We start from the raw sequence: 26,112 nt of genomic DNA, 5'->3' as shown, positions 1-26,112 counted from the left end.
GGGGGCTGCAGAACAGCAGGTGGGGGGCGCGGGGGCTCCTCAGCGGGGGCCGGGGATCCGGCCGCAGAGCAGGTTGCCCGGGTCCGCGGGGTCGTCGCGCAGGTAGCCGTCGCCGTCCACGTCGAACATCCCCCTGAGCTTGCGCTCCTGAAACGCGTTGGCCACGAGTGGCCTCCCTCGACGCCGAACCGAACCGTGGTGCACTGCCGCCCACCGCTGACCGGGGGCGGCAGCGCGTCACTATAGGTCGGTGATCGCCCCGGCCCCCACGGGCACGTGTGCACGAAGGGTCACCCCGAGGCGTGGCGGTCAGCCGATGGGCCGGGAGGGTTCGGTCCCGGACGGGGCCGGCCGCTGTTGCTCGAACGGGGAGGGCACCGGGAAGTAGGCCTCCAGGAAGGCCGTGACGACGTTGTGCTGCTGCGTCGCCGACAGACCGCCCCCGGCTCCGCCCTCGCCGGGTCGCCCCGGCTCCTCGTCGTCGGCGAGGCAGAAGGCGTCGTGGCCGCGCTCGGCCGCCAGATCCGGCAGCCGCTCGATCTCGGAGCGGCGCGCGGTGCTGACGTACGTGTGCGCGAGGTCGCCTTCGACGGCGTGCCCCTCGGCGAGCGCCAGGTGGGCGGCGAGGGTGACAGGGGCGACATCGTCGGCGCTGCGGAAGACGGAACGGGCGGTGGCGGCGAGCCGACCGGGCAGCAGCTCCTCGACACGGGCGAAGGCGGACCGGGTCAGGGGGTACGGCGTGTGCGCCAGGATGTGGGGATAGGTGCGGCCGACCGCCTCCTCGACGGCCTGCCGGGTGACCTTCTGGGACGAGGTGAACACGTCGTCGCCGACCCGGCTCCCCGGGTCCACCGCGCGCCGGTCGTGGAAGACCTTGGGCAGCCCGGAGGGCAGGAAGTAGTTCTGCGGGCGCTGGGGCCTGCCGAGGAAGATGTCGTCGTTGAAGTAGAGGAAGTGCTCGGCGAGGCCGGGGATGCGGTGCAGTCGGCTCTCGATGGCGTGGGAGTTGAACACCGCGGGAGCCGACGGTTCCGTGGACAGCTCGCGATGGTCGATGACCGTGATGCGGGGATGGCCGGCCGCGAGCCAGGCGGGGGCCTGGTCGTCGGTGACGAGGAAGACGCGCCGGACCCAGGGTGCGTAGGCGGCGATGGAGCGCAGGCAGTAGCGGAGCTCGCCGCGGTCGCGGTAGCGGTTCTCGGCGAGGTCGATCCCGCCGGTCCCGCCGGTCCCGTCGCTCCCGCCGCTCCCGGAGGGGTGGCCCGATCCTGCCTCCGCCTCGGCGGCCCGGTCCCGGCGCCGGCGCCAGGCGGGGTCGGCGGCGTCCACCCAGGTGATCACCGCGTCGATCGGGAAGTCGATGTCGTCGGGGAACCGGCTCGAGAAGCAGTCGACGACGGGGTACTCCCGGTCGTCGATGCGGCGGGTGGTGGAGGCGGCCAGGGAGGGGACCCACCAGCCGTACGGGGTCTCGCGCAGCACGGCGAGGGCGCCCTCGCCGGACTCGGGGACCTCCCAGAACTCCAGGTCGCAGCCGGTCTCGGGCCCGTACCTCAGGGTCCGGCCGGAGGTGATGACCGGCCGGTGGACGCGTACGGCCCGCACGCGGGCGGTGTGCGCCGGCTCCTTTCCGTCCCTGCCGTCCTTCCCGCTCTCGACGGACTCGACCGCCGCCGGGAGGTCCTCGGCGAGTACGTCCCCGGCTTCACCGTCGGCGGTCAGCAGGCGCGCGTAGACGGGGAGCCCCGTGAAGGCGGCGGCGCACGCTTTCAGAGCCGCGGCCCGGTCGCCGGGCACGATGGCCACCCGGTGGTTGAGCCCCCCGTCCGGGACCAGCCCGTAGGGGACGGCCGCAGCCTCCAGGGCCCCGGCGACCGACCGGAGACTCGCGGCACGGGCGTCGGCGGGGAGGAGGTCGTCGCGTACGGTCACCAGTCGGCCGCGGTGCCGGCTCAGCCCCGGCACGGTCGCCAGCAGCTCCTCCTCACGGGAGGTGAGCCCGCTGGCCGGAGGGGTCCTGCCGCCGATGCGCTCCCGCCCTGCGGGACCGGGCTGCGGCGGAACGCCACCGGGTCGGCGCAGCGTCCGGGCGAGTCTGCGCAGCCCGGCGGGTACCAGAAGGCGATGGACACCCTGCATGTACGACCTCGGTGTGGGGTGCCGGTGCGCTGCAGCCGGCCGACCGAGCGTCCCGGGCAGGAGCGGCGCGCTCAGCGGCAACGATGGATACCTTGTTCACGCTCACTTTTGCTGTTGTTCGCTTTTCACGCAAGGGTCGTGAATACCGTCGGCCCGACTCACAGCCAATTCTCAGTTGCGCCGGCGGTCGCCGCCGGGCCACTCCCCCGTACCTCTGGTGCCGCGGCCCGCCCGGAGGGGATCATGGGCGGTGCGCGTTGGCCGTCATCGCCGCAGCGAGTGCAGGAGGTACGTGTGTCCGTAGCGTCGAGTCGTGCGTCCGGGAGTTCCGAAGTCCCCCTGTTCCGCGAGACGATCGGGGACAACCTCGACCGGACCGTACGGCGCTTCCCCGGCCGGGACGCCCTCGTGGACGTGGCCGCCGGCCGGCGGTGGACGTACGCGGAGCTGGCCGCCGACGTGGACGCCCTCGCCCTGGGGCTGCTGGACCTCGGGATCGTCCGGGGCGACCGGGTCGGTATGTGGGCGCCCAACCGCGCCGAGTGGACGCTGGTGCAGTACGCCACCGCGAAGATCGGGGCGATCCTGGTCACCGTGAACCCGGCGTACCGCTCCCACGAGCTGGAGTACGTGCTCGGGCAGTCCGGCATCAGGCTGCTGGTCGCGGCGGAGCGCTTCAAGACCTCCGACTACGCGGCGATGATCGAGGAGGTCCGGCCGCGCTGCCCGGCCCTGGAGTTCACCGTTCTGTTCGACGGGCCGCGCTGGGACGAGCTGCTGGAGCGCGGGCGCGGGGCCGATCCGGCCGCGCTGGCGCGGGCGCAGGCCGCGCTGGGCCCGGACGACCCGATCAACATCCAGTACACGTCGGGCACCACGGGCTTCCCCAAGGGAGCCACCCTCTCGCACCACAACATCCTCAACAACGGCTTCTTCGTGGGCGAGCTGTGCGGGTACGACGAGCGCGACCGGGTGTGCGTCCCGGTCCCCTTCTACCACTGTTTCGGGATGGTGATGGGCGCCCTGGCCTGCACCAGCCACGGTGCGGCGATGGTGATCCCCGCGCCCGCCTTCGACCCGGCGGCGACGCTGGCGGCGGTGGAGGCGGAGTCCTGCACCTCCCTGTACGGGGTCCCCACCATGTTCATCGCCGAACTGGCCGACCCCGGGTTCGGCGGGTACGACCTGTCGAGCCTGCGCACCGGGATCATGGCGGGCTCGCCCTGCCCGGTGGAGGTCATGACCGAGGTCATCGAGCGGATGGGGATGACCGAGGTCTCCATCTGTTACGGCATGACGGAGACCTCTCCCGTGTCCACGCAGACCCGTGTGGACGACTCGGTCGAACGCCGGGTCTCCACGGTGGGCCGGGTCGGCCCGCACCTGGAGGTCAAGGTGGTCGATCCGCAGTCCGGCCGCACCGTCCCGCGCGGCACCCCGGGTGAACTGTGCACCCGGGGCTACTCGGTGATGCTCGGCTACTGGGGCGAGCCGGAGAAGACCGCCGAGGCCGTCGATCCGGAGGGGTGGATGCACACCGGCGACCTGGCGGTCATGGACGGTGACGGCTATCTGAGCATCACCGGCCGCATCAAGGACATGGTGATCCGGGGAGGCGAGAACCTGTACCCCCGCGAGATCGAGGAATTCCTCCACGCCCACCCCGACGTGATGGACGTACAGGTCATCGGGGTGCCCGACCAGAAGTACGGGGAGGAGCTGATGGCGTGGGTGCGGATGCGTGAGGGGGCCGAGCCGCTGACCGCGCAGGCCGTGCGCGCGTACTGCGCGGGGCGGCTCGCCCACTTCAAGATCCCCCGCTACGTCCACGTCGTGGAGGAGTTCCCGATGACCGTCACCGGGAAGATCCGCAAGATCGAGATGCGTGAGATGGCGACCCGCCTGCTGGAGGAGGCCGCGGCCGGCCGCGCCTGACCCCGCCGGGGCGGTGGCCGAGGCCCGCAGCCGACCACGTTCCGGCGCGGCTCTCCGCCCACGAACCGGACGACGCCGTCCGGGATGGCCGCACAGCCGCGGCCCGGGCCGTGACGCGGCCCCCGTCGGCCCTCAGTCCTTCCGTTTCGCCGCCGGCTTCGCGAGTGTTCGATAGCCGGGGTGCACACCCGGCGTCAGTTCCTGCTGCTCCGCGACGCGTTCGAGGAGTTCCAGCAGCCGCGCCCGCCCGTCGGGGTCGAGGGCGGCCAACAGGTCGTCCTCGTGGGCGGCCGCCGCCCGGGAGACCGCGCCGAGGGCCCGCCGCCCCTCGGGGGTGAGGTGCAGTTCGTAATTCCGGCGGTCCTCGGCGCTGCGCCGCCGCTCGACCAGCCGCTTCTCCTCCAGGACGTCGATCAGGGCGACGACGCGACTGGGTACGACTCCCAGGTCCTCCGCGAGCGCGCGCTGGCTGCGGCCGGGCTGCCCGGCCACCATCCGCAGCAGGCCGACGTCGGCGGGGGTGAGCCCCAGGGTGGCGACGCGTGCCGCGAACCGACCCGCGGCGTGAGCACCGATCTGAGCGAGGAGGAAGGCCGCTCCGCGCGGAGCCTGGGCCTGCGCTCGGGCCTGCGCTCGGGCCGGGGCCGGGGCCGGGGCCGGGCCCGCGGAGGGATCTGGTTGCCGGGCGGTGTTCACGCGGCTATCGTACGCGACACGAAATGATTCACCGCAGTGAATCGTTCTCCTCTAGAACGGATTGTGCCGTGGAAACGATCGAGAGCCGTGTCCCGCACGACACCCGCACCACCGCCCCGCAGTCCGGGCCGCCGCCCGGTGTCCTCGCCGTGGTCTTCACCGCCCTGTTCATCGGCGGCCTCGCCCTCAGCACCGTGCTCGCCGGCGGCGATCCGTTCCCGTCGCCGTTCGGCGACCCGGACGCGATCACCGCGTACTTCCACGACCACGGGGACGCGGTCCGGGTGTCGGGGGCCCTGCAGTTCGCCGCTTCCGTCCCCCTGGCCATCTACGCCGCGACCGTCTCCGCCCGCCTGAACCGGCTGGGGGTGCGGGCGCCCGGCGCCACCATCGCCCTCGCGGGCGGTGTGCTCGCCGCCGCGTTCCTGGCCTGCTCCGGCCTGGTCACCTGGGTCCTGTCCCACGCCGAGGTGACGCAACGGCCCGAGCTCGTACGGGCCCTGCAGTACCTGGCGTTCGGCCTGGGCGGCCCCGGACACGTGGTCCTGCTGGGCCTGCTCGTCGCGGGCATCGCCGTACCCGGGCTGCTGGCCGGGCTCCTGCCGCGGGCACTGGCCGTCGCGGGGCTCGTCGTGGCCGCCGTGGCCGAGCTGGCCACCCTCGTCCTGCTGACCGAGGACGCCGCCCTGCTCCTGCCGGTCGCCCGCTTCACCGGGCTGGCCTGGCTGATCGCGGCGGGCTTCCTGCTGCCGCGCAACCGTGCCCGTATCCGCGTCCGCGCCTCCGAGGAGGGCTGACATGACCACCACTGACCCGAACACCGCCCAGACGCAGCGCCTGCTGAGGTTCCACCAGCCCGAGAAGCTCCTGCGCCATCTGGGCCCGCTCGACGAGCCGGTGCTGGCCGCCCTCTTCGGGACCGACGCCGGGGACTACCGGGGCCGGCTCGAGCAGTTCGGGGACCGCAACCGGGAAGCGGCGGCCGCCCTGTCGGCCGGACCGGGCGCGACCGCTCGGATCGCCGCACTGCCGTTCCGGCCGGGTGAGCACGTCGTGGCCCTGGGCGAGAGCACCACCGCCGACCGGCTCTCCTGGTTCGAGATCCTGCGGCACCTGCTCCCCGACGGCGTACGGTGCACCAACCTGGCCGTGTCGGGGAGCACCACCACCCAGGCTCTGGCACAGCAGTTGCCGGCGCTGGGTTTCCTGCGGCCCGACTGGGTGTTGTGCATGCTCGGCGCGAACGACGTACAGCGCATCGACCGCACCCCGCTCGTGGGTTTCGCCGAGATCCGCCGCAACCTGGTCGCCCTGCACGACCTGGCGGTGGCCCGGACGGGGGCCCGGTGGGTCTGGCTCACCCCGACGCGCACGGACCCCGGCCGCGTGGAACGGTACGAGCACTTCCGGCGGGCCGGGTTGAGCTGGTCGGACGCGGACCTGGACGCCGTGGCCGACTTCCTGCTGGGCCGCCCGGAGCCGGTGGTCGACACGCGCCCGGCGGCGCGCGGCCACCATGAGGCCGACGGCCTCCACCTCACCCCGTCGGGCCAACGCGCGGTCATCGCAGCCCTGCTGGAGACCCTCAGCGCCTGAGGGTCCCGCGCCGCACGCGCAGGAGCGCGGGCCCCACCCGTCCCGGCCGTGGCGGGGCCCGCGCGCGTGTGGCGTGCGTACGCGGCGGCGCCGCGCCCGCAGCAACATGGTGTTCACCACATCGCGCACCCGGGGTAACAACCGCTTTCTAGCGTGACCGACGTGGGACCCCAGGCATGAACGGCGTTGCCGGAGAACACTCATGACGGTCCATCGCTTCCCGTCCTGCCGGCGGCGCCGCACCTTCACCTGCACCCAGCCCCACCGGGAGGCGTGGCATGAGCACCACCGAGTCGCGACAGACCACGGCACACGTGCCGAAGACCGCTGCCGACCAGGCGGTCAAGGAGACGCTGGAGGACTACACCCTCCGATTCGCACCCCGTAGTTACCGCCGCTGGACCCCCATGGTCGTGGCCACCACGGCCCTCGGCGGCATCGCCTACATGGCCGACTTCTCCATCGGCGCCGGCATCGGCCTGGCCCACGGCACCGGCAACGCGCTCGTGGCCATCACCGTGGCCGCCGCCGTCATCTTCCTCACCGGCTTCCCGCTGGCCTACTACGGCGCGCGCTACAACATCGACCTCGACCTGATCACGCGCGGCTCCGGCTTCGGCTACTACGGCTCGGTCCTCACCAGCATCATCTTCGCCAGCTTCACCTTCATCTTCTTCGCCCTCGAAGGCTCGATCATGGCCCAGGGCCTCGAACTCGGCCTGGGACTGCCGCTGTGGCTGGGGTACGCCGTCTCCACCCTCATGGTGATCCCGCTGGTCGTCTACGGCATGAAGGCGCTCAGCAAGCTCCAGGTGTGGACCACCCCGATCTGGCTGCTGCTCATGGTCGGTCCGCTGGTCTATCTGATCGCCGACGACCCCGGCACGGTGGACCGCTTCCTGGCCTACCCCGGCACGGACGGCGGCGGCGCCGTCAACACCGCCTCCGTCATGCTCGGAGCGGGGGTGTGCCTGTCCTTGATCGCGCAGATCGGCGAGCAGATCGACTACCTGCGCTTCATGCCGCCCAAGACCGAGGCGAACAAGCGCTCCTGGTGGACCGCCGTGGTCATGGCCGGCCCCGGATGGGTGGTGCTCGGCGCGCTGAAGCAGGCCATCGGTGTCTTCCTCGCCGTCTACATCCTCGCCGAGGTCGGACCGGCGGCCGCGCCCGAGCCCATCCAGCAGTTCCGCAGCGCCTTCGACGCGATGATGCCGGCCTGGTCGGTGGTCCCGCTGGCCGTGGTCCTGGTGGTCATCAGCCAGATCAAGATCAACGTGACGAACGCGTACTCCGGCTCGCTGGCCTGGACGAACTCCTTCACCCGCGTCACCCGGCACTACCCGGGCCGCATGGTCTTCGTCCTGGTCAACCTGGCCTTCGCCCTCGCCCTGATGGAAGCCGACATGTTCAGCTTCCTGGGCAGCATCCTGGGCTTCTACTCGAACTGCGCGATCGCCTGGGTGGTCACCGTGGCCACCGACATCGGCGTCAACAAGTACGTGCTGAAGCTGTCCCCGCTCCAGCCGGAGTTCCGCCGGGGGATGCTCCACGCGGTCAATCCGGTCGGCGTCGTGGCGTTCGTCGCCGCCTCCGGCCTGTCGATCGCCATGTACTTCGGCCTCCTCGGCGACGCCCTCCAGCCGTACTCGCCCGTGGCCGCGGCCGTCATCGCCTTCGTCGTCACACCGCTGATGGCCGTGGTCACCAGGGGCCGCTACTACCTGCGCCGCAGCGACGACGGCATCGGCGTGCCGCTGCTGGACGCCGACGGGAACCCGAGCGCGGCCGCCTTCGACTGCCATGTCTGCCGCCAGCCGTACGAGCGCCCCGACCTCACCGCATGTGTCACCCACGACGCGGTCGTCTGCTCGCTGTGCCTGAGCACCGACAAGGCCGGCGACCACGTCCTGCCGGCCACCGTGTAGACGGTCCCTGTTCGGCCGGCGGTCACTGCGGACCGGGGCCGGGGGGCGTCGGCCGCCGGCAGGCTGCTCGTCGCGCGTCGGGGGATCTGCAGGTGCAGGCGGTAGCCGCCGTCCGGGACTGCCCGGACCGTGGCGGGTACCGCGTCGGCGAGGAAGAGGGTGTCGGTCCCGGCGAAGGCCCTGGCCTGTTCGGCGGGGCGGGTGACGGAGCCCTCGACCACCTCCGTGCCCAGGGGCCGGTCCGCCGCCTGCTCGGGTTCGGCGAGGACGCGGACGCGGTCACCGGCCGTGAGCAGGCACCGCGCGAGGCGTCGGCCGACGACTCCGGTGGGGCTACTGCCTGCGCCCTTGCGGGCGTTCACCGCCGTCAGCAGGTGCAACGGGGACGCGGAGGGAACACCGTACGGACGGGAGAACACGGCAATGCCGGGCATGGCAAGCACCTCCGGTGACGACAACGGAGATCTTGCGCCGCCTTCCCCGGCCCGGGGGAAGGCGGTTGCGGATCCGGGGGACCAACCGTGGCGGCGAGGGGCGATGCGGCACAGCCCCTCCCCGTGGTGGGGCAGGAAACCGGACACGGCGCCGTTCGCCACCCGCTCGGGGTCAGCCGCTCCAGGCCCTGCGCACTCGGCCGTCCTCGACCTCGAAGTTCAGCCTGCCTTCGAGGTGTTCCATGGTCAGCATCGCGCCGGGCGCGACCCTGCGCACCGTCGTCCAGCAGCGCGCCAGTGCCCGGCGTTCCGCCTCGTCGGCGTGGAGCCCTGTGTAGTGCGCCGGGTCGTCGGCGGCGGGTGAGGCAGCGGAAGAGGAAGCGGTCATGACTCCCACCTGCCCCACCGAGGTGCTGCGCATGCCCCGCCCGCCGAGCCCGCTCCCGCCCCGCTACTCCCCTTCCAGCAGGAGCCGCTTCTGCGGTTTGCCCATCGCGTTGCGCGGAACCGCAGCGATGAAGCGGACCTCGCGCGGTCGCTTGTGCACCGACAGATACGTGGCGACGAAGTCGGTCAACTCGGCGCCCGTGACCCCGTCGGCGACGACGAACGCGACGATCCGCTCGCCCAGGTCTGCATCCGGCACACCGATCACCGCCGCCTCCCTGACGCGCGGATGGTCCAGCAGCGCGTTCTCGATCTCACCCGCCCCGATGCGGTAGCCACCCGACTTGATCATGTCCGTGGACGCGCGGCCCACGATCCGGTGTACACCGTCCCCGTCGACGGCCGCGATGTCACCCGTGCGGAACCACCCGTCCTGCGTGAAGGCGGCGGCCGTGGCCTCCGGCCGGCCCAGATACCCCGAGAACAGGGTCGGCCCCACCAACTGGAGCTCACCGATCTCGGCGCCCGGCTCGGCGGCGATACGCGTACGGATTCCCGTGAGCGGGGTGCCCACCGCGCCGGGGCGGACCTCACCGCCCGCCCGCCCGCTCACGGTGATCAGGGTCTCCGTCATCCCGTACCGCTCCACCGGCCGGTGCCCGGTCAGCCGTTCCAGATCGCGGAAGACCGGCGTGGGCAGGGCCGCGCTCCCCGACACCAGCAACCGGGCCCCCGACAGCGCGGCCGCCGCCTGCGGAGCGGCCGCGATGCGCGACCACACGGTCGGCACCCCGAAGTACAGGCTCCCCCCGGCCTCCGCTGCCTCCGCGTACGCCTCCGGCGTCGGCCGTCCCGTATGGACCAGGCGGCTCCCCGTCCGCAACGCCCCGAGGACACCGAGGACCAGCCCATGGACGTGGAACAGGGGCAGCCCGTGGACGAGCGTGTCCTGCGCGGTCCACTCCCAGGCATCGGCGAGCGCATCGAGGTCGGCGGTGATCGCGGCAGTGCCGAGGACCACGCCCTTGGGGGCGCCGGTGGTCCCGGACGTGTAGAGGATCAGCGCGGGATCCTCGCTCAGTGCCGTCGGCACGGTGGGTACGGCCGACGCGGCGGCTGCCCGTCGGGCGAAGTCCACCTCGATGGGGCGGGCGCCGGAGTCCCGCAGAATGTGATCACGTTCGGCGGGTCCGGCGTCGGGGGGCAGCGGCACGCACGGCACTCCGGCAAGCAATCCTCCGACCACCGCGGCGACGGTCTCGAGCGAGGCGGTGGCCGTCACCGCGAACGCGCGCACCGGGCCGAGGGCGGCCAGGTCGGCGGCCACCGCACCGGCCGCACCCAGAAGTTCCTCGTAGGAAGCAGTGCGACCCGCGACGCTCACAGCGTCCGCGCGATCCCCGAAAACACCCGTCAGGGCGGTCAGCATGACGGCAGCTCCGATCAGCGACGAGCAGAAACGACCCGGTCAGCCTACGGTGGCGCCACGGCCCGCTCCGCACGTGTCGACGGCGGTACCGATTTCCTCCGTTTTCTCCGGATCCACTGGTTTCCGGGGCCGGCCTCCGGGCACGCGCCGACTGGGGGGTTCCGACGTACAGGGACGTACAGGAAGGATCCGCCATGGACGACCAGGGAGGCGCTGGCGGCGCCCCGCTCCACGACCACGACGACGAGCAGAGCCGACGCAGGGCACCGCACGTCGAGCCCCGCTCCACGGCTTCCCGCACGGGCGAACCAGCCGTACGGGCGGCGGACACGGACGAGGCCAGCCGTCTGGACCGGCCGGGCGAAGACAGCGAGTCCGCGCGCGAAAGGCGCCGGCCCGGGCGTGAGCACTGACAGCGAGCACTGACAGCGGGCGCTGGGAACCGCAGGCGCCACCGCGCGGGTGACTCCTCAGAGTCCGTACCGCATGCGGCCCAAGGCCGTCATCGGCCGGTCATGCGCGGCGACCGGAGCCGGGAGGCAGGTGGAGCCGGTCAGGTAGCGGTCCACTGCGGCGGCCGCCGCGCGGCCCTCCGCGATGGCCCACACCACCAGCGACTGCCCCCGGCCCGCGTCGCCCGCGACGAACACCCCGGGCGCCCGCCCGCCGACCGCCGCGAAGCCGGCGTCGCGCGCGAAGTTGCCGCGCTCGTCGAGGTCCAGGCCCAACTGGTCGCGCAGGCCACCGGCCCGCTCGGGGCCCGAGAAGCCGAGGGCCAGCAGGACCAGGCCGGCCGGTATGACCTGCTCGGTGCCGGCCAGCGGGCTGCGGGCCACCGGCTCGACGGCGGTCAGGTGCAGCGCCCCTACCCGGCCCGCGGAGTCCCCCTCGAAGCGCAGGGTGGCGCAGGCGAACAGCCTGGGGTCCCGCCCCTCGCGCCCGCGGGCCTCTTCGTGGGCGTGGGAGATGCGGTACGTCCTCGGGTACACCGGCCAGGGCTCGTCGTCGGTCCGGCCCGCGCCGGGCTCGGGATTGATGTCGAGCTGGAGCGCGGAGACAGCGCCCTGCCGCAGGGCTGTCCCGAGGCAGTCGGAGCCGGTGTCACCGCCGCCCACGATGACCACGTGTCGGCCCTCGGCGGTGAGGGGGGAGACCGGGTAGTCGCCCTCCCGCACGCGGTTGGCGCAGGTCAGGTAGTCCATGGCCTGGTGGATGCCGTCCAGCGAACGGCCGGGGACCGGCAGCTCCCGGCGCTCGCCGGCTCCGATCGCCACGACGAGGGCGTCGTACCGGCTCCGCAGCTCGTCCGCCCCGGTACCGGTCGCGCCGCCGATGTCCGCCCCCGTGGCGAAGACCGTGCCCTCGGCCCGCATCTGCTCGATGCGGCGGTCCAGGTGGGCCTTCTCCATCTTGAACTCGGGAATGCCGTAGCGCAGCAGTCCGCCGATCCGGTCGGCCCGCTCGTGGACCGTGACGCGGTGCCCGGCCCGGGTCAGCTGCTGCGCCGCGGCCAGTCCGGCGGGACCGGAGCCTATGACGGCCACCGTCCTGCCGCTGCGCTTCTCCGGCGGTCTGGGCACCATGTAGCCGAGCCGCAGCCCCTCGTCCGCGATCGTCTGCTCGACGTTCTTGATGGTCACCGGGTCGGCGTTGATCGTGAGGACACAGGCGTCCTCGCAGGGGGCCGGGCAGAGCCTGCCCGTGACCTCCGGGAAGTTGTTGGTCGCGTGGAGCCGCTCGTACGCCGCACGCCAGTCGCCGTGGGCGGCGTACGCGTTCCACTCGGGGATGAGGTTCCCCAGGGGGCAGCCGGTGTGGCAGAACGGTATGCCGCAGTCCATGCAGCGGTCCGCCTGCCGGGAGACGAGCGGCAGCTGCGCCTGGCCCGCGTAGACCTCGCGCCAGTCGCCGAGCCGTTGCTCGACGGGGCGGGCCGGCACGGCCTCGCGGGGGATCCTGAGGAAGCCGAACGGATCGGTCACGCGCCGCCTCCCTGGATCGTGGGCGCGGGAGGGTGCGCGGCCCGCGCACCGCGGCACTCACACGCGCGTTCTATGGCGGTTCAGCCAGATTACGCCGCCTGCGCGCCGGCGCGCTGGCCGACCGAGGTGAGCGACCGGGCGGGTGCGGACGGTGACGACCGTGCGGTGATCCCCCAGGTGATCCCCAGCACTAGCGGGCGGCGACCCAGGCGAAGAGCGCCGGGCCGGGGCGCAGGGTGCCGCCCATGTCCTGCCAGGCGGTGGCCGGCGGCGACCATGCCGTCCCGTCCCACAGCTTGTGCTGGAGGCGGCCGTGGACGTCCACAGCCATCAGGGAGACGTGCTGTCCACGGAAGGCCGCCGCCGTCGGCTCGCCGGCGAACTGGCCTCCCAGATCGGCCCAGGCGGTCTGCGACGGCCCCCAGTTGTGCCCGTCGAACCCCTTGGTCTTCATACGGCCGTTCTGAGCGATGCCGAAGACGTTCAGCTGGGTGCCGCCGCGTACGACGACCGCTACGGGACCGGCGAGGGTGCCGCCCAGGTCGACCCAGTCCGAGAGGGACGGACGCCATGCCGCGCCGTCCCACCACTTGGTGAACAGGCGGCCGGCTGCGTCGACGGCGAAGATGCTGAGGTGATTGCCGCCCCAGCGGATCATCGACGGGGCGTGGACGAATTCACCGCCCAGATCGACCCAGCCCGGCCCGTCGGGCAGCGATCCGTTGCCTGCCGACCAGTTCGCGTACCGGAGGCTGCCGTGCGCACCCAGTACGGCGACGCCGAGCTGTTCCCCCTCCCGTACGAGCGTGGCGGGATCGCTGGTGACTCCCTCGATGCCGGGCTGCCAGCCGCTCCATTCCTGCCCGGTCCACGCGTTGTGCTGCAGCCGGCCACCGGCATCGGCGGCGAAGACGTCCAGCCGGTTCCGTCCCCATGCCACCGGGGCCGGCCTGCCCGGGACGGAGCCGCCGAGATCTCCCCAGTCGCTCCAGGCCGAGCCCGACCACGTCCGGTACCGCAGCGTCCGCGCTTCGGTGACCGCCATGATCGTGAGCTCGTCCGGTGCGGACTGGACGCCCACGGCCGGGCCGTGGAAACCGCTGCCCAACTCGTCCCACCCGGTGGCCGACGGGTTCCATTCCTGCCCGTCGAACCGCTTGACCAGAAGCTTTCCTGCCTCGTCGACCGCCAGCGCGTCGAGGGAGAAGCCCACACCCAGGTGGTGCAGGGCGTTACGGAACAGCGTGCTGAGATGGGGATCGGTGTGCAGGGCGGCGGCTGCGGCGATCGAACCGACGGCGAACACCCGCCCGCCGTCCGGCCCCTTGTGGTCCACGATCTCACTGACGACCGCATTCTGGGCCGGCATCACATTGCCGCGGTAGTCGAAGTATCTGCCGTCGCTGATCCGCGCGTCCGCCAGGAGCGAGGGCGCGAAGCCGGCCGGAGGAGCGGGGGTGAAGGGCCCCGGGATCCGCGAGGGCCGGACGTCGTACTCATGGCCCATGCCGAAGGGTTCGCCCAGCGGGCTTCCCGCGCTCACGGGGACCGGCTCCGGATTCCGGAAGAACGGATGCTGCGGATCCTTCACCGTGAACGGCACGAAAGATCCGTCGTAGCCCACGCATTCGAGGCCCGTGAGCATCCAGGCGGGGTAACCCGCCTCCCGCATGAGCCCGCCACGGCGGTGATCGTGCGTGTGGTAGAGCTCTCCGACCTTGGTGCCCGGGCGACCGCCTATGGAAACCGGCAGTTTGCGGCATTCGAGGACTTCGCCGTCCAGGCTCACCCGCCAGTACATCGTGTTGCCGGAGGCCATGACGACTTTGCCGCCTTGGGAGAGGAAGGCGCGCACCGCCTCGTAGGCGGGCGCGGACCAGTATTCGCTGTGTCCGGCGATGACGAGCACGCGGTGGTCGCCGAGCAGGCTCGGGTTCGCGTCGAGATCGCTGTCGGCGCATACGTCGTAGTCGTAGCCGTTCCGCTCGAGCCACACGTGCATGAAGCGCTCGGCGCGGACGAGATGGCTGTAGTCGGGGGCGGCGTACAGCAGGTAGGGGGCGGCGGAGGGCCATGGCATCGCCATGCCGTTCTGGAAGGCCGGCCGACCGGTCTTGTCATCGGTGTACGCACATTTCCGGGGAAACCCGCTGAACGTGAACTCACCGTTGTAGGCGAGCCAGGTGTTCGTGTTGCACAGGAGGAGCACCGGAGCGGGAGGCCGGTCAGGTGCCCGTCCGACGACGAACGTCACGTCGTAGCGATGGCCCTCCCCGTGGACGAACCGTCCGACGTAGATCCCCGGTGGAAGGTCGGGGGAAACGGGGTACTGGTGGGTGACCTGCCAGCCACAGTCGTAGAGATCTTCCGATGAGAACCGCAGCCCGTGACCCCGTTCGGGGTCTGTCTCCGGTTCATAGGGCGTGAAGCGGGGAACGGCGTCCGCGTCGAATCCAGGGCCGCCGATCATCCACGTGGCCCGGTTTACGATCACTCCGTGCCGTCCTGCGGGGCCGATGTCGGCGACCCGTGTTCCCCCTTCTTCCGTCAGTGGCCAGCAGCCGAGCAATGCGTCGGAGGGGGGCGGCCTCGGCGGGGTCGTTTCGTGCCTCCCGTGGATCTCGTCCTCCTGCAGCGCCCGCCCGTAGATCACCGGCATGGCGAGATCGCCATCGAGGAAGCTGCCGGTTTCCTGCTCGGTTCCGTACGCCGCGAGGCGAAGGGGGGCCGAGCCTGCGTCCACGGTCGCGGGCAGGTCTTCGGCCTGGAGGTCGAGCGCGCCATCGACCCACAGTCGCGCGGTGCCGTGATCGAAGACCGCTACGAGATGGTGCCATCGCTCCAATTCGAGCACGCTGGTTCCCGGCTTGAGCCAGCTTGCACGGAACGACTCCCCGTCGCCGTAGTAGACGCTCACCCGCCCGTCGTCACCGAGGAAGAGGCCGAAACCGCAGCGATCCGGGTAGGTGTATTTGGTGACGAGTCCCTGCCACGCATCGCGAAGGAATGGGCGGACCCAGCACTCGAGAGTGAGCGCAGGCAGAGCCTGTTCCCACGGGGGACCTTCCGCGATGTGCACGCAGGACCCCGGTCGTATCACCTGGGGTGCGGCGTCCAGGACGGCAGGAAAGGTATGCAGCACCCAATCCTTCGAAGGGCCGTCGGTGTCCCAGCCCAGGCGCACGATCGAAAGCTCGTACGGTTCGGTGCTGCTGACCCGGAAGTTGACCGTGCTTCCGGCGGTCACACTCTTTTCCGCATACGCGTGAAGACCGGCAAGTGTCTCGGCACGGTTGGCCACCGGCACCGACCCGTCGGTATCCAGACCGGAGGTACCCATGTGCTGTCTCCTCAGCAGGTGCACGGCGGGGCCGATTCAGGTGCTTGACCGTTCGGCAAGCACCCCATGGTCAGCCCGCGATGACGGACCAGCTGGCGAATGAGGTGCCCAGATCCCTGCGCTTCACATCGCCGGTGGCATCGATTCTGCCCGATGCCACCTTCTTGTCGGCGCCGTCCCGGTAGAAGAAGAGGTGATGGCCGTCGACCGGAACGATGTTCTGCCACGACATACCCGGGTTGACGTCCTTCACGTGGGTGTAATTGCCGTCGGCGCCGAGTTTTCCGGTCCCGGCGAAGAACGAGAGCCCGTCGAAGGTGTAGAAGAGGAGCCAGCGACCGACGAGGGAGGTGACGAGAGACCATTTTCCGAACTGCCCGGGTGTGAAGTCCTTCAGGTGGGCGTAGTTGCCGGCGGCATCGATCTGTCCGTACGCGGCCAGGGTTCCGGTTTCATCGTTCCAGTCGGCGTTGTAGAAGAACATCGAGCCGCCGTCCAGGGAGACGACGCTCGTCCACGATCCGAACTGTCCGGCAGGGAAGTCCTTCAGGTTGGTGTAGTTGCCGGTCGCATCGATTCGACCCGTCTTCGCGGCGCCTGTGACCCCGTTGTAGAGAAAGAGTCGACCACCGTCGACCGGTATGACCGTGAATGATTTTCCGAATTGCGTGGACGGGAAATCCTTGAGATTGGTGTACTGGCCGACCGCGTCGAGCCTTCCCGTTGCCGCGCTCCCCGTCTCTTCGTCATAGAAGAAAAGCATGCCGCAGCCGAGCGGCACGATCTGCCTCCACCCTTTGAATTGCCCAGCGGGGAACGTCTTGAGATGGATGTAATCACCGGCTGCGTCGAGTTTTCCGGAAGCAGCAACCTGAGTGCTTCTGTTGTAGAAAAACATGACATTGCCCCCATCCGCGAGCGGTCGGTACCAGGAGTACCAAGAAACGCCGAGCCACCTCGCCGTTTCGGCTCTCAGCCCGTGCGAGGTCCACCTACAATCCATTCGAACGCTCGTACTCGCCCTGCGCAAGCGGGGGCTGACGGTCAATTTAGTTTCGCGGGCAAGTAAACAAGGGATCTGTCGGGGACCGGGCTGACCTGGCATGAACTGGTCCGCATCGCCGACAGCCCGTCCCCCGCGGCCGAAGGTGTCGAGGACACGGCCGTCCGCCTCCTGCTGGGCCTGCCCCTCCTCACCGACTCCGACGTGCCGGCGTCGGCGCCGGCGAGGCTGAGCGCCGCCCTGATTTCGGCCGGAGCGCCACAGGACACCGCCTGGAGTACGGCGGAGCGTCTGCTCACCCACCTGACGAGAAGATCGCGCCACGATCCCGCTTGGGGATCGCCCCTGAGCGGCAGCTGAAGGACTGGCCAGAGCTGCTGGTCACCCCATCGGCGCGCGGGCCGCGCAGCGGAGCGCCACCCCCGCATCCGCTCAGGGAGCACCCACGGGACCGCCCTCTAGTTGAACGGTTCCAGCGTCATGAAGGCCTCCTGTGGGTTGCCGTCGTGCACCAGCGACTCGTGGGCGCCTACGTCGTCGAAGGCGAAGCCGTACGCCTTGCCGTCGGCCATCTGTCCGTGGATGACGCGGGAGTAGTGGTTGGTGACGGCGTCACGGTAGAAGTTGGCGGCGTTCGGGTCGGGCTGGGCCGGGTTGGTGAGCAGCGTCGACCGGTTGAAGCCCGCGCACAGGGTGCGGGAGATCGGGCCGCGGACCTGGTCGTTGGGGGCGTCCAGGAGTTTGTAGCAGCCGAAGACGCTGTCGGAGTCCGGCTTCTGGAAGCTGGTGACCACCGCTCCCGAGCCGTTGGTGAAGTTCATGACGTCGCCCGAGACCCGGCCGTAGTACTTGGTGTTCGGCTGGTTCACGAAGGGCGTCACGGTGAGCGTGGAGGAGCTGTACCTGCTCCAGACCCGGTTGATGTAGTCGTTCATCACGCCGGCGGGGATTCCGCCCGCCTCGATGCCGTGACCGGGCGAGAGCGCGCGCAGCGGCGTGCCGTCGGGGCGGGTCTGGATCAGTCCGCCCCAGCCGGCCGAACGCAGTTGGCCGAAGACGGCGTTGTAGCCGCCCGGCTTGAGCCGGCCCGTGTTCGTGACTGTGCCGTCCGCCGCCTTCACGCCCACCGCGTACGGGGCCGAGAACATGTCGACCTGGGTGCTGTTGATCCACAGCCCGGCATCGTTGAGCGTGTACTCGGACCAGTTGAACAGGACGGTGCGGTTGGGGTCGGACGGGTTCTGCACGGCAGGCTGTACGAGGCCGCCGGTGCTGAGCTTGAAGACGATCTTCTGGCCTATGGAGAAGTAGACGCGTCCGGAGAATTTGGGCATGCGGATCGTCTTGGTCTGCCCGTCGGCCGGACCCGTGATCGAGGCGTCGGGCGCGGGGGTGGGTGGATTGCCTCCCACGGGCCAAGGGTGGAACCCGCCGTTGGCGTCGGCCCAGCCCTGCCGGCCGGTCGTCAGCTGTGTGCCCAGGTTGTACACATAGACCGGCTCGCTGCGTCCCGAGCTGTTCTTGATCGTGAGCGGGATGGTCGCAGGTACGGCCTCTGCCGCCGATGTCAGCGGACCGAGAGCCATCAGACCGGCGGCGACCACCAGGGCCGAGAGACCTGATGCCAGCACTTTCGATAAACGGAACACGATGATCCTCCTTGTGGGGGCACCTGGCGATGGGGGGAGGTGCGGCGCTCCATGCCTATGAGTTGACGGCCGAGAGCGCTCTCAGCCTCGGCCTGCGTTCAACTTCTGTCAATGGATTCGGCCGCCTCGACACCGCCGGACGACCCCTGCCGGACCGCCAGAAGGGGGTGTCCGCCGGCTCGGGCTCGTCCCTCTCCCGATGAGCCGTAGGGATCAGCTCGCGGCCGAGGCATCCGTCCGGCCGACACTTCCCGAACGGGCGCGGGCCCGGTCGCGGAACCATGCGCACACCCCCACCAGCACCGCCACGCCGACCCCGTACACCGGCAGCCACAGGGTCGTCGTGGCCGCCAGGCACTCGGCAACGGCCTTACGGGCCTGGTCCTCCCGCGCGAACGCCACGGCCGGGCCGTCACCCGCGGCCAGGTTCCCGAGCACGGCCTCCGCCTGGAGGGCCGCGTACCTGCCCACCAGCACGCAGTCGCTGCGCGTGCCCGGCATCGGGAACAGCCAGGCCCGGCGCTGCAGCAGGGGGGCCAGTGCGATCGCCACGCACAGGCCGACGACCAGCGAGTACGCGACCAGACCCCGCATGTACGCCGAGCGGAGGTCGGGGGTCCACTGCGCCCGTCGCTGGAAGGCGAGCATCACCGCGAGCAGCGTCACCCCGATGAACGTGGCGAACCACTGCCAGGAACCCTGGGCGAGCGCGAACGTCAGCACCGCGGCAAGTCCGATGCCGATGACCCCGGGAGCGGGACTGCCATCGGCCGCCGCGGGGGTGGCCGGCCTCGTCGTCACTCGCGGTCTGGGATCACTCACGGGCCTCTCCTGCGGGGCGGGGTGACTCAGCATGCGCGGCGGGACGCCGCGGCCCCGGGTGCCATGCCGTACGCACCGTGTGCCCCGCCCGGATGGCCCGCGCACCCACCCGGCCGCGAGCCCAGGGCGTCTACGGGGCGCAGGGCGCCGGAGCCGGCCAGGTCCGGCTCGGCTACGCTCGGCGCCACTGACGATCACTGCGCGGTCCGGGCACACCGCGTCCGGACCGCCCCTCGGGAGACGCCGAAGCATGCATACGCCACCATCGCTGCCTGGGGCGGAACGTACTGACGGATCGTCCGTCCGGATCGGCGCTCTCGTTCCGCTGACCCGGCCCGGCTGGGTCGAGGCGGGCCAACACCTGCTCGCCGGCCTCGAGCTGGCCGTGCGTGAGGTCAACGACGCCGGCGGGATCGGCGGAAGGCCGCTGGAGCTGGTGGTCCGGGACACCGCGGCCGATCCCAGGAGGGCCGCGGCGGCCGTGGACGAGCTGGCTCGACTGGGCGTGGCTGCCGTGGCGGGTGAGTATCACAGCGTCGTCGCCCGCGCCGCTGCCGCCCGGGCCGATGCCCTCGGCCTGCCGTTCCTCTGCTCGTCAGCGGTTCTCGACGCGCTCACCGAGCGGCCGACGGAATGGGTCGCGCGCCTCGCCCCGGCACAGTCCCACGGCTGGCAGATCTACGCGGACTTCCTCCTCGGCGCGGGCCACAGCCGTATCGCCGTGGTGACCCAGCCGAGTGTCTACTGGGCTTCCGGGGTCCGCATCCTGCGGGAGTACCTCGCTCCGCGCGGCGGCGCCGTCGTCGAACTCGACGTGCGCGACCTCGACCCCGCCGCGGTGTGCGACGGGCTCGCCGGTCACCGTGCGACGGCCCTCCTCCTTCTGGTCGGCCACCCAGACCCGGCGGTGCCGATCGTCCGGGCCGTCCGCCGTGACCGGCGCCTCGCCGGGACCCTGATCGGCGCTCCGGCCGGGCAACCGGAGTTCCCGGAATGGGCGGCGCTGCTGGGCGGCGACGGCGCCGCGGTCCCGTTCCTGCGCTACCTGCCGGAACGCCTCGGCCCGCTCGGTGCACGCGTCGGGACGGCCCTCCGCGAGCGGCTGGGCCGGGCACCCTCCTTCGTCGCCTTCGAGGGTTACGACACGGTCCTCGTCCTCGCCGAGGTGCTGCGTGCTCACGTCGCGGACGAGGCGGGCGCCGCCGAGCCCTGGTCGCGCGTGGCGGTCGAAGGCACCCGCGGGCAGATCCGGTTCTCCCGCACGCCCGGCATCGGCGTTCGGCAGTGGACCTGGGCTCCGACGCAGGTCGTCGATCGTGACCCGGCAGATCCTGATCGCTTCCGGATCCTCCGCACCGGCTGAAGGCACGAAGCCCAGTACGTGGAGCGAGGTGTCCGAGCGGGACCTGCGCAGTGCCGATGACGACGAGCGCCAGGGTGCTCAGGTCAGTAGACCATCCAGGGGCCGCCGAAGAGGACATCGAGGACGAAGGTCACTCCCAGGCTGACCAGCACGAAGAGGATGAGCATCAGCACGGTGACCACGGCGAATTGACCAGCAGGATGCCTGAGGAACCGATGGCGGAGCGGGCGCCGGATCGTCATGCCTCCATCTTGCCCTGCCGCATCCCGAGCGCTCCAGGCCTACTTGGCCATGTCCGGGCCGTCGAGGGCCTGTTCCAGGACTTCCAGGACGGTGTTGGCGAACAACTCGGTCTTGTAGCCGGTCTGCGGCAGCGGCCGGCAGCGGCCCTGGACCGTCGCCGCGGCCGCGGCGAGGACGTCGGGGGTGGCCTCGCGGCCGATCAGGGCGGCCTCCACCTCCGTGAGCCGCAGCGGTACGCGCGCCACCCCGCCCGCCGCGACAGCGGCGTGCGTGACGGTTGAGCCGTCGAGCACCAGCCGGGCGGTGGCCTCGACCAGGGGCCATTCGGCGTGGGCCCGGCTGATGGCCCGGTGGCAGGCGGCGCGTTCGCCGGGCAGGGGCGCGGGCAGGTCGACCGCGGTGAGGATACGGTCCGGCCGCAACAGGTGGTCGGCGTGCGAGAGCCGGTCGCCGTCCCCGTACAAGTCGGCGACACGGCGCGGGGATTCGCCGTGGACGTGGGCCTCGGCGTCGTAGGTGAGCAGGGCCATCGCGAGGGTGGACGGGTGCGGGGCGACGCACGGTCCGTTGCCGCTGACCACGCCGAAGTGGTGGTCGCCCTCGCGCGCGGGGCAGCCGGTGCCGCCCTTCTGGAGGCAGCTGAAGTGAGGATTGCGGAAGTACCAACAGCGGTTGCGCTGCAGCAGATTACCGCCCACGGTGCCGGCGGAGCGGATCTGCGGTGTGGCCGCGGTCCCGGCCGACAGGGCCAGGGCCGGCCAGCCGGCGCGTACGCGCGGATCGGCGGCCAGCTCGGCGAGGGTGGTCAGGGCGCCGATCCGCAGCCCGCCGCCGGGCAGCGGCGTGCAGCCGCGCAGGCGGCCGGCGCCGCCGAGGTCGGTGAACGGCCCCGGGGAGACGCCGCTGCGCTGCCGGGCGGTGGTGTCGGTGCCACCGGCGCGCAGCTCCCCACCGCGGGCCTGGACGGCGGCCGAGAGGTCGGTGAGGGCGGTCTCGGTGCTCACGGACGCAGTCCTTCCAGGAGCCGGTCGGGTCGGATGGGCATGTCGTACGGGCGCCAGCCGGTGGCGTCGTGGACCGCGTTGGCCAGGCAGGCCGCGGTGGGCAGGGTCGCGATCTCGCCGAGGCCGACCCCGCCACCAGGCACGTGGTCGAAGCCCTCCTGATGGAAGTGGACGGTGATCTCGGGGGTGTCCCCGATGCCGGGGATGCGGTAGTCCTCCAGGTTCTCGGTCAGCACCCGCCCGGTGGCCGGGTCGGTGCGCCGCTCCTCGTACAGGGCGTAGCCGACGCCCTGGACGACAGCGCCCTGGCACTGGCTGCGGGCGAGGCGCTCCTCGTGGATCCGGCCTGCGGTGATGCCGCTCCACACGCTCAGCGGGCGTACGCGGCCGAGCCGGGTGTCCACCTCGACCTCGGCGACCTGCACCGATCCGGTGAAGCCGCGGCCGATCGCGACACCGCCCATGGTGAAGGGGATCACGTAGCCGCGGCGGTCGCGGGGGCGGCGGCCGGTCACCCGTACGCCGTGCGCCATGGCAAGCCGGGCGGCGACGTCGCCGCCACCGCCGAGTGCGTCGCGCAGCCGGGCGGCGGCGTCCGCGGCGGCGGGCACGAGCGAGGGTGTGGTGCGGCTGCCGCCGGAGGTGGGGCCGTGTACGGCATCGCTCCGGCCGACCTCGGCGCGCACCCTGTCCTCCGGCAGGCCGAGCCCCGCGGCGACGGCCCGGCGCAGCACGGTGCGTGAGCCCGTGCCCATGTCCTGCACGGCGCAGCGGGCGACGACGACCCCGTCCTCGACGGTGAGTTCGACCTCGGTGACGGGATCGAGGAAGTACATCCAGTTGGCGGCCGCGACCCCGACGCCCCGGCGGAAGCGGCCGGTGCCGCCGCGGGAGCCCGACCAGACCGGGAGCGCGGCCGCCCGGTCGTACAGGGCGTGCCGCTTGGAGTTGCCGTCCCAGCGGCGGCGCAGGGCGATCGGGTCCTGGCCGAGCCGGTGGGCCATCTCGTCGACGGCCTGCTCCAGGGCCCAGCACATGGTGGGTCCGCCGGGGCCGCGGAACGGGGCGCCCGGCGGACGGTGGGTGACGGTGTCGAAGTCGCGGAGCCGGCGGGGGGCCTTGCCGTACATGAACCGGGCCAGTGCCGCCACGGTGCCGCCGACCGAGACACCGCCGTCGTTGTCCGCGTCCATGGCCAGCGCGCTCAGCTCGCCGGCCTCGTCCGCGACCATCGCCAGCCGGATCCGGGTGCCGGGCCGGTATCCGCCGTCGGTGAGTTCCTCGTCCCTGTCGAGCACCACCCGTACCGGGGCGCCGTGCAGCCGGGCCAGCTCGGCCGCGGCGACGACGTCGGAGGTCAGTCCCATCTTGCAGCCGAAACCGCCGCCTACGTGGACGGCCCGGGCCACCACCCGTTCGACGGGCACGCCGAAGCGTTCGGCGGCGAGCTCTGCCGTGCGTCTCACGGACTGGGTGGACACCTCCAGGTGGAGGGTGCCGTCGACCCACTCGGCCAGGCAGGCGTGCGGTTCGAGCGGGGTGTGCGTCTGCGCGGCGGTCGTGAACACGCCCTCCACCACTCGCTCGGGGTTGCGGCTGCGGGCCTCGGTGATACGGCGCACGGCCGTGGCGGGGCGTTTGCTCATGGCGGACGGGCCCCGGAGGTTGCCGCGCCAGCGGGCGGGCACCAGCTGCGGGGTCTCGCCGGAACCCGGTGCCCGCTTGCGTGCCACCTTGTCCGCGTAGACCGGCGGGCCCTCGCCGGTGCGGGCCTGGCGTACGTCCAGGGCCGCCGGCAGCACCTCGTAGTCCACCCTGACGCGCACGGCAGCCGCCCGTGCGGAGGCCCGGTCCGGCGCCGCGACCGCGGCCACGGGCTGCCCGACGTACCGCACCACGCCGTCCGGGGGCAGCAGCGGTACCAGGGGCAGGTCCCCGGCTTCGAGGGAGCGTACGTGGGCATGCGCGTGCGGCGAGCGGATGATCACGCCTTCCAGCAGGCCTTCGGGGCGCAGGTCCGTGGTGTACCGGGCCGATCCGTCCGTCTTCTGCGGAGCCTCGACGCGCGGGACCGACGGCGCCTCCCCGCCGGGCGGGGCCGCGTCGTAGCCGCCGGCGCAGGCCGCGGCCACCGCGCTGAAGATCCCCTCGTACGCCCCGCACCGGCACAGGTGGCCCGCGAGCGCGTCCGCGATCTGTTCCCGGCCGGGCCGGGTGCGGCCGTGGGCGGCTCGCCACCGTTCGAAGAACGCCGCCGCCCCGACCACGAACCCCGGGGTGCAGTAGCCGCACTGGAGGGCGTCCTCGCCGGCGAAGGCTCGCCCGACCGGGTGGCCGGACAGGCCCTCCACGGTCGTCACCTGCCGGCCGGCGAGCGCGACCGCCGGGGTCAGGCAGGAGACCCGGGGTTCGCCGTCGACCTGGATCGTGCAGGCCCCGCACACCCCGCCCGCACAGACCAGTTTGGTGCCGGTCAGACCCAGCCGGTCCCGCACCACGTCCACGGCGGCCGGGTCGTCGTCCACGTCCACCGCGTGCCGGGTGCCATTGACCTCGAACTCCACGAGACGTTCTCCTCACCGCGGGGCGGCGTGCGTCGGACCTCGCGCTCGCCTTCACGCTCCTTGATATCCCGCCTGTGACTCCGGCGCAGTTCGGCGCGCGAGCGGTCGGGCCGCGGGTGTCGAGAGCCGCTGCGCGCAGGCGCGGACCGGAAAGGTGCCGGGGGGTGGGACGAGGAGCGGTCGGCGCTCAGCGGGAGTCGTCGGGCGCGGCGGTCGCGGCGCGGCGGAACTCGGCGTTGATGCGCTGGGCTTCTTCGAGCTGGTCCTCCAGGATGACGATGCGGCAGGCCGCTTCGACCGGGGTGCCCTGGTCGACGAGCTCCCGGGCGCGGGCCGCGATCCGCAGCTGGTAGCGGGAGTAGCGGCGGTGCCCGCCCGGGGAGCGCAACGGTGTGATCAGACGGGCCTCGCCGATGGCGCGCAGGAAGCCGGGGGTCGTGCCGAGGAGTTCGGCGGCCCGGCCCATCGTGTAGGCGGGGTAGTCATCGTCGTCCAGCCGGCCGCCGAGCGAGTCATCCGCTGTCATCTGCACCTCTTCTTAGAACGCGTCGAAGGGCCTTGGTGCCGTACGGCACCAAGGCCCTGAAGGGAATTCAACACCATCTGTCGGCCTCAGCGCTGCGCCGACCTCTGTTTCCGCGGTCGCGCCCGGGAGACGGGCGGGAGTGCGGGGATCGCGGATACCTGACCGGGGACCACCTGCCATTCGGGGGTCGTGCGGTACCCGGGCCCTGTGCTGCTGCCCGGGCGATCCTGATGGCGTCTGCCTCCTCCATTTCTTCGATCATCGGTATGCGAAAAACCTTAGGCACCTCAGAACCAGATGTCTACCGTGACGGAGATAGATTTTCTTTGTTCGATGATGAGAGATCTTCCCTCGAACAACACGTGAGGGCCCGACCGGACGTGCCGGTCGGGCCCTCACATGGTGTGCCGATGGTGCTGTGCGGTCAGACGGAGACCGATACGGGCTCGGGCTCGCCGAGCAGCGCCGAGGCCCGCTGGAACGGGGTGAGGCCGGGCGTGGACGCGGGCGTGGCGGGTGCCTGGGGCAGGCCGCGGCACGTGAAGCCGAGCAGGGTCATCGCCCGTACGACCTCCGCGGCGCTGAAGTCGCGGCGGTCCTGGCGGGTGATGACCTGGCCGACCTGCTTGACCGGGTAGTGCCGGCGTCCGATGATCACGGACTCACCGTCGACGGGCTCGGGCTTGACGCCCTTCATCGACTCCAGCACCCCGCTCTTGGTCAGGTCGAAGGGGAATCTGGCGATGACGACGCGCATGTTGCCTCACAAGGGGAAGAAGAATGGGGTTCACGCTACGGCGTCGGCGGCGGACCGCCCTGCCGGCCTGCGCCGGGCGGCAGCCGCGGCGGGGCGGCGCCGGTTGCGCGCGGAGGGGCCGCCGCGCTCACGCCGCTCCGCCGCCGGGGCGGTGATGGTGACCGGGATGCCGGAGGGGGCCTGGGCGCCGGTGATCCGGCTCAGTGCCTCCTCACCCGAGCGGACCTGGGTGGTCTGCGGGGTGATCCCGGCGGCGGCCATGAGGCGGGTCATGTCGCGGCGCTGGTTCGGGGTGACCAGGGTGACGACGCT

Annotated in this window: 21 protein-coding genes and 2 pseudogenes; 6 read left to right on the top strand and 17 right to left on the bottom strand. The window is 71.8% G+C overall.

Annotation, left to right across the window (positions count from 1 at the left end; genetic code table 11):
- Positions 1–39: 39 nt before the first annotated feature.
- The gene (locus ACZ573_RS30330; RefSeq protein WP_471310210.1) at positions 40–165 is read right to left on the bottom strand and encodes a hypothetical protein; all 126 of its coding nucleotides are present in this window, start codon (positions 163–165) and stop codon (positions 40–42) included.
- Between the two features lie 144 nt (positions 166–309).
- Complete coding sequence (locus ACZ573_RS30325) at positions 310–2,142, bottom strand: Stealth CR1 domain-containing protein (RefSeq protein ID WP_471310207.1); 1,833 nt, start codon at positions 2,140–2,142, stop codon at positions 310–312.
- A gap of 243 nt (positions 2,143–2,385) precedes the next feature.
- On the opposite strand from ACZ573_RS30325, the gene ACZ573_RS30320 reads away from it, so the two are divergent.
- Positions 2,386–4,077 (top strand): AMP-binding protein, encoded by a 1,692-nt coding sequence (locus ACZ573_RS30320; protein ID WP_471310204.1) that lies wholly within the window; start codon positions 2,386–2,388, stop codon positions 4,075–4,077.
- Positions 4,078–4,209: 132 nt separating this feature from the next.
- Here ACZ573_RS30320 and ACZ573_RS30315 read toward each other — a convergent pair whose 3' ends face one another.
- The gene (locus ACZ573_RS30315) at positions 4,210–4,773 is read right to left on the bottom strand and encodes a MarR family winged helix-turn-helix transcriptional regulator (RefSeq protein ID WP_471310203.1); all 564 of its coding nucleotides are present in this window, start codon (positions 4,771–4,773) and stop codon (positions 4,210–4,212) included.
- 68 nt (positions 4,774–4,841) lie between these two features.
- Between ACZ573_RS30315 and ACZ573_RS30310 the strand changes: the two genes are divergently transcribed.
- The 3 genes from ACZ573_RS30310 (at position 4,842) to ACZ573_RS30300 (ending at position 8,297) form a co-directional block, all read left to right on the top strand.
- Positions 4,842–5,570, top strand: coding sequence for a hypothetical protein (locus ACZ573_RS30310; RefSeq protein ID WP_471310200.1), 729 nt, complete (start codon positions 4,842–4,844; stop codon positions 5,568–5,570).
- Between the two features lies 1 nt (position 5,571).
- Positions 5,572–6,369 carry an SGNH/GDSL hydrolase family protein gene (locus ACZ573_RS30305; RefSeq protein ID WP_471310198.1) on the top strand — a complete coding sequence of 266 codons (798 nt, stop codon included), beginning with the start codon at positions 5,572–5,574 and terminating at the stop codon, positions 6,367–6,369.
- Between the two features lie 278 nt (positions 6,370–6,647).
- Positions 6,648–8,297: a purine-cytosine permease family protein gene (locus ACZ573_RS30300; RefSeq protein ID WP_471310196.1), complete on the top strand. Its 1,650-nt coding sequence runs from the start codon at positions 6,648–6,650 to the stop codon at positions 8,295–8,297.
- Between the two features lie 152 nt (positions 8,298–8,449).
- Here ACZ573_RS30300 and ACZ573_RS30295 read toward each other — a convergent pair.
- The 3 genes and pseudogenes from ACZ573_RS30295 to ACZ573_RS30285 form a co-directional block, all read right to left on the bottom strand.
- Positions 8,450–8,731: pseudogene (locus ACZ573_RS30295) on the bottom strand (NAD(P)H-binding protein); the annotation flags it as partial.
- Positions 8,732–8,903: 172 nt separating this feature from the next.
- Positions 8,904–9,119, bottom strand: a complete 216-nt coding sequence (locus tag ACZ573_RS30290) for an I78 family peptidase inhibitor (RefSeq protein ID WP_471310193.1) — start codon at positions 9,117–9,119, stop codon at positions 8,904–8,906.
- Between the two features lie 63 nt (positions 9,120–9,182).
- Entirely contained in the window at positions 9,183–10,547 is a 1,365-nt protein-coding gene (locus ACZ573_RS30285; RefSeq protein WP_471310189.1) for an AMP-binding protein, read from the bottom strand.
- A 194-nt stretch (positions 10,548–10,741) separates the two neighbouring features.
- Here ACZ573_RS30285 and ACZ573_RS30280 point away from each other — a divergent pair, with 194 nt between their 5' ends.
- The gene (locus ACZ573_RS30280; protein WP_471310186.1) at positions 10,742–10,960 is read left to right on the top strand and encodes a hypothetical protein; all 219 of its coding nucleotides are present in this window, start codon (positions 10,742–10,744) and stop codon (positions 10,958–10,960) included.
- A 57-nt stretch (positions 10,961–11,017) separates the two neighbouring features.
- Here the strand turns inward: ACZ573_RS30280 and ACZ573_RS30275 are convergent, their stop codons facing one another.
- From ACZ573_RS30275 to ACZ573_RS30255, 5 genes are all read right to left on the bottom strand, one after another.
- Positions 11,018–12,529, bottom strand: coding sequence for a glutamate synthase subunit beta (locus tag ACZ573_RS30275; RefSeq protein ID WP_471310184.1), 1,512 nt, complete (start codon positions 12,527–12,529; stop codon positions 11,018–11,020).
- A gap of 190 nt (positions 12,530–12,719) precedes the next feature.
- On the bottom strand, positions 12,720–15,869 hold the full coding sequence (locus ACZ573_RS30270; protein WP_471310181.1) for a N,N-dimethylformamidase beta subunit family domain-containing protein: 3,150 nt from the start codon (positions 15,867–15,869) through the stop codon (positions 12,720–12,722).
- A gap of 70 nt (positions 15,870–15,939) precedes the next feature.
- Complete coding sequence (locus tag ACZ573_RS30265; RefSeq protein ID WP_471310177.1) at positions 15,940–16,767, bottom strand: hypothetical protein; 828 nt, start codon at positions 16,765–16,767, stop codon at positions 15,940–15,942.
- A 563-nt stretch (positions 16,768–17,330) separates the two neighbouring features.
- Positions 17,331–18,458: a glycoside hydrolase family 64 protein gene (locus ACZ573_RS30260; RefSeq protein ID WP_471310442.1), complete on the bottom strand. Its 1,128-nt coding sequence runs from the start codon at positions 18,456–18,458 to the stop codon at positions 17,331–17,333.
- Between the two features lie 276 nt (positions 18,459–18,734).
- A complete protein-coding gene (locus tag ACZ573_RS30255) occupies positions 18,735–19,343 on the bottom strand; it encodes a hypothetical protein (RefSeq protein ID WP_471310174.1) in 609 nt (202 codons plus the stop codon).
- 250 nt (positions 19,344–19,593) lie between these two features.
- On the opposite strand from ACZ573_RS30255, the gene ACZ573_RS30250 reads away from it, so the two are divergent.
- Positions 19,594–20,706, top strand: a complete 1,113-nt coding sequence (locus tag ACZ573_RS30250) for an ABC transporter substrate-binding protein (protein WP_471310172.1) — start codon at positions 19,594–19,596, stop codon at positions 20,704–20,706.
- Positions 20,707–20,789: 83 nt separating this feature from the next.
- Here ACZ573_RS30250 and ACZ573_RS30245 read toward each other — a convergent pair whose 3' ends face one another.
- From ACZ573_RS30245 to ACZ573_RS30220, 6 genes and pseudogenes are all read right to left on the bottom strand, one after another.
- A complete protein-coding gene (locus tag ACZ573_RS30245; protein WP_471310168.1) occupies positions 20,790–20,948 on the bottom strand; it encodes a hypothetical protein in 159 nt (52 codons plus the stop codon).
- A 39-nt stretch (positions 20,949–20,987) separates the two neighbouring features.
- On the bottom strand, positions 20,988–21,953 hold the full coding sequence (locus ACZ573_RS30240; protein ID WP_471310166.1) for an FAD binding domain-containing protein: 966 nt from the start codon (positions 21,951–21,953) through the stop codon (positions 20,988–20,990).
- Positions 21,950–24,517, bottom strand: a complete 2,568-nt coding sequence (locus ACZ573_RS30235) for a molybdopterin-dependent oxidoreductase (protein ID WP_471310163.1) — start codon at positions 24,515–24,517, stop codon at positions 21,950–21,952. The genes ACZ573_RS30240 and ACZ573_RS30235 overlap by 4 nt, the downstream gene beginning before the upstream one ends.
- Before the next feature lie 187 nt (positions 24,518–24,704).
- Positions 24,705–25,043, bottom strand: a complete 339-nt coding sequence (locus ACZ573_RS30230) for a MerR family transcriptional regulator (protein WP_202204195.1) — start codon at positions 25,041–25,043, stop codon at positions 24,705–24,707.
- Positions 25,044–25,467: 424 nt separating this feature from the next.
- Positions 25,468–25,800: an SCO5918 family protein gene (locus ACZ573_RS30225; RefSeq protein ID WP_471310160.1), complete on the bottom strand. Its 333-nt coding sequence runs from the start codon at positions 25,798–25,800 to the stop codon at positions 25,468–25,470.
- 30 nt (positions 25,801–25,830) lie between these two features.
- Positions 25,831–26,112, bottom strand: a pseudogene (locus ACZ573_RS30220) (DEAD/DEAH box helicase); the annotation flags it as partial.

Source organism: Streptomyces sp. NPDC040545, from assembly GCF_055595065.1.
Note: the sequence above shows the minus strand (reverse complement) of the source record. Positions and strands in the feature narration are given on the sequence as shown.

Bases quoted from the DNA above. Each gene is read 5' to 3' on its own strand.
- ACZ573_RS30325 (WP_471310207.1), bottom strand. From the start codon at position 2,142: ATGCAGGGTGTCCATCGCCTTCTGGTACCCGCCGGGCTGCGCAGACTC.
- ACZ573_RS30320 (WP_471310204.1), top strand. From the start codon at position 2,386: ATGGGCGGTGCGCGTTGGCCGTCATCGCCGCAGCGAGTGCAGGAGGTA.
- ACZ573_RS30305 (WP_471310198.1), top strand. From the start codon at position 5,572: ATGACCACCACTGACCCGAACACCGCCCAGACGCAGCGCCTGCTGAGG.
- ACZ573_RS30300 (WP_471310196.1), top strand. From the start codon at position 6,648: ATGAGCACCACCGAGTCGCGACAGACCACGGCACACGTGCCGAAGACC.
- ACZ573_RS30290 (WP_471310193.1), bottom strand. From the start codon at position 9,119: ATGACCGCTTCCTCTTCCGCTGCCTCACCCGCCGCCGACGACCCGGCG.
- ACZ573_RS30285 (WP_471310189.1), bottom strand. From the start codon at position 10,547: ATGCTGACCGCCCTGACGGGTGTTTTCGGGGATCGCGCGGACGCTGTG.
- ACZ573_RS30280 (WP_471310186.1), top strand. From the start codon at position 10,742: ATGGACGACCAGGGAGGCGCTGGCGGCGCCCCGCTCCACGACCACGAC.
- ACZ573_RS30270 (WP_471310181.1), bottom strand. From the start codon at position 15,869: ATGGGTACCTCCGGTCTGGATACCGACGGGTCGGTGCCGGTGGCCAAC.
- ACZ573_RS30265 (WP_471310177.1), bottom strand. From the start codon at position 16,767: ATGTTTTTCTACAACAGAAGCACTCAGGTTGCTGCTTCCGGAAAACTC.
- ACZ573_RS30260 (WP_471310442.1), bottom strand. From the start codon at position 18,458: ATGGCTCTCGGTCCGCTGACATCGGCGGCAGAGGCCGTACCTGCGACC.
- ACZ573_RS30250 (WP_471310172.1), top strand. From the start codon at position 19,594: ATGCATACGCCACCATCGCTGCCTGGGGCGGAACGTACTGACGGATCG.
- ACZ573_RS30245 (WP_471310168.1), bottom strand. From the start codon at position 20,948: ATGACGATCCGGCGCCCGCTCCGCCATCGGTTCCTCAGGCATCCTGCT.
- ACZ573_RS30230 (WP_202204195.1), bottom strand. From the start codon at position 25,043: ATGACAGCGGATGACTCGCTCGGCGGCCGGCTGGACGACGATGACTAC.
- ACZ573_RS30225 (WP_471310160.1), bottom strand. From the start codon at position 25,800: ATGCGCGTCGTCATCGCCAGATTCCCCTTCGACCTGACCAAGAGCGGG.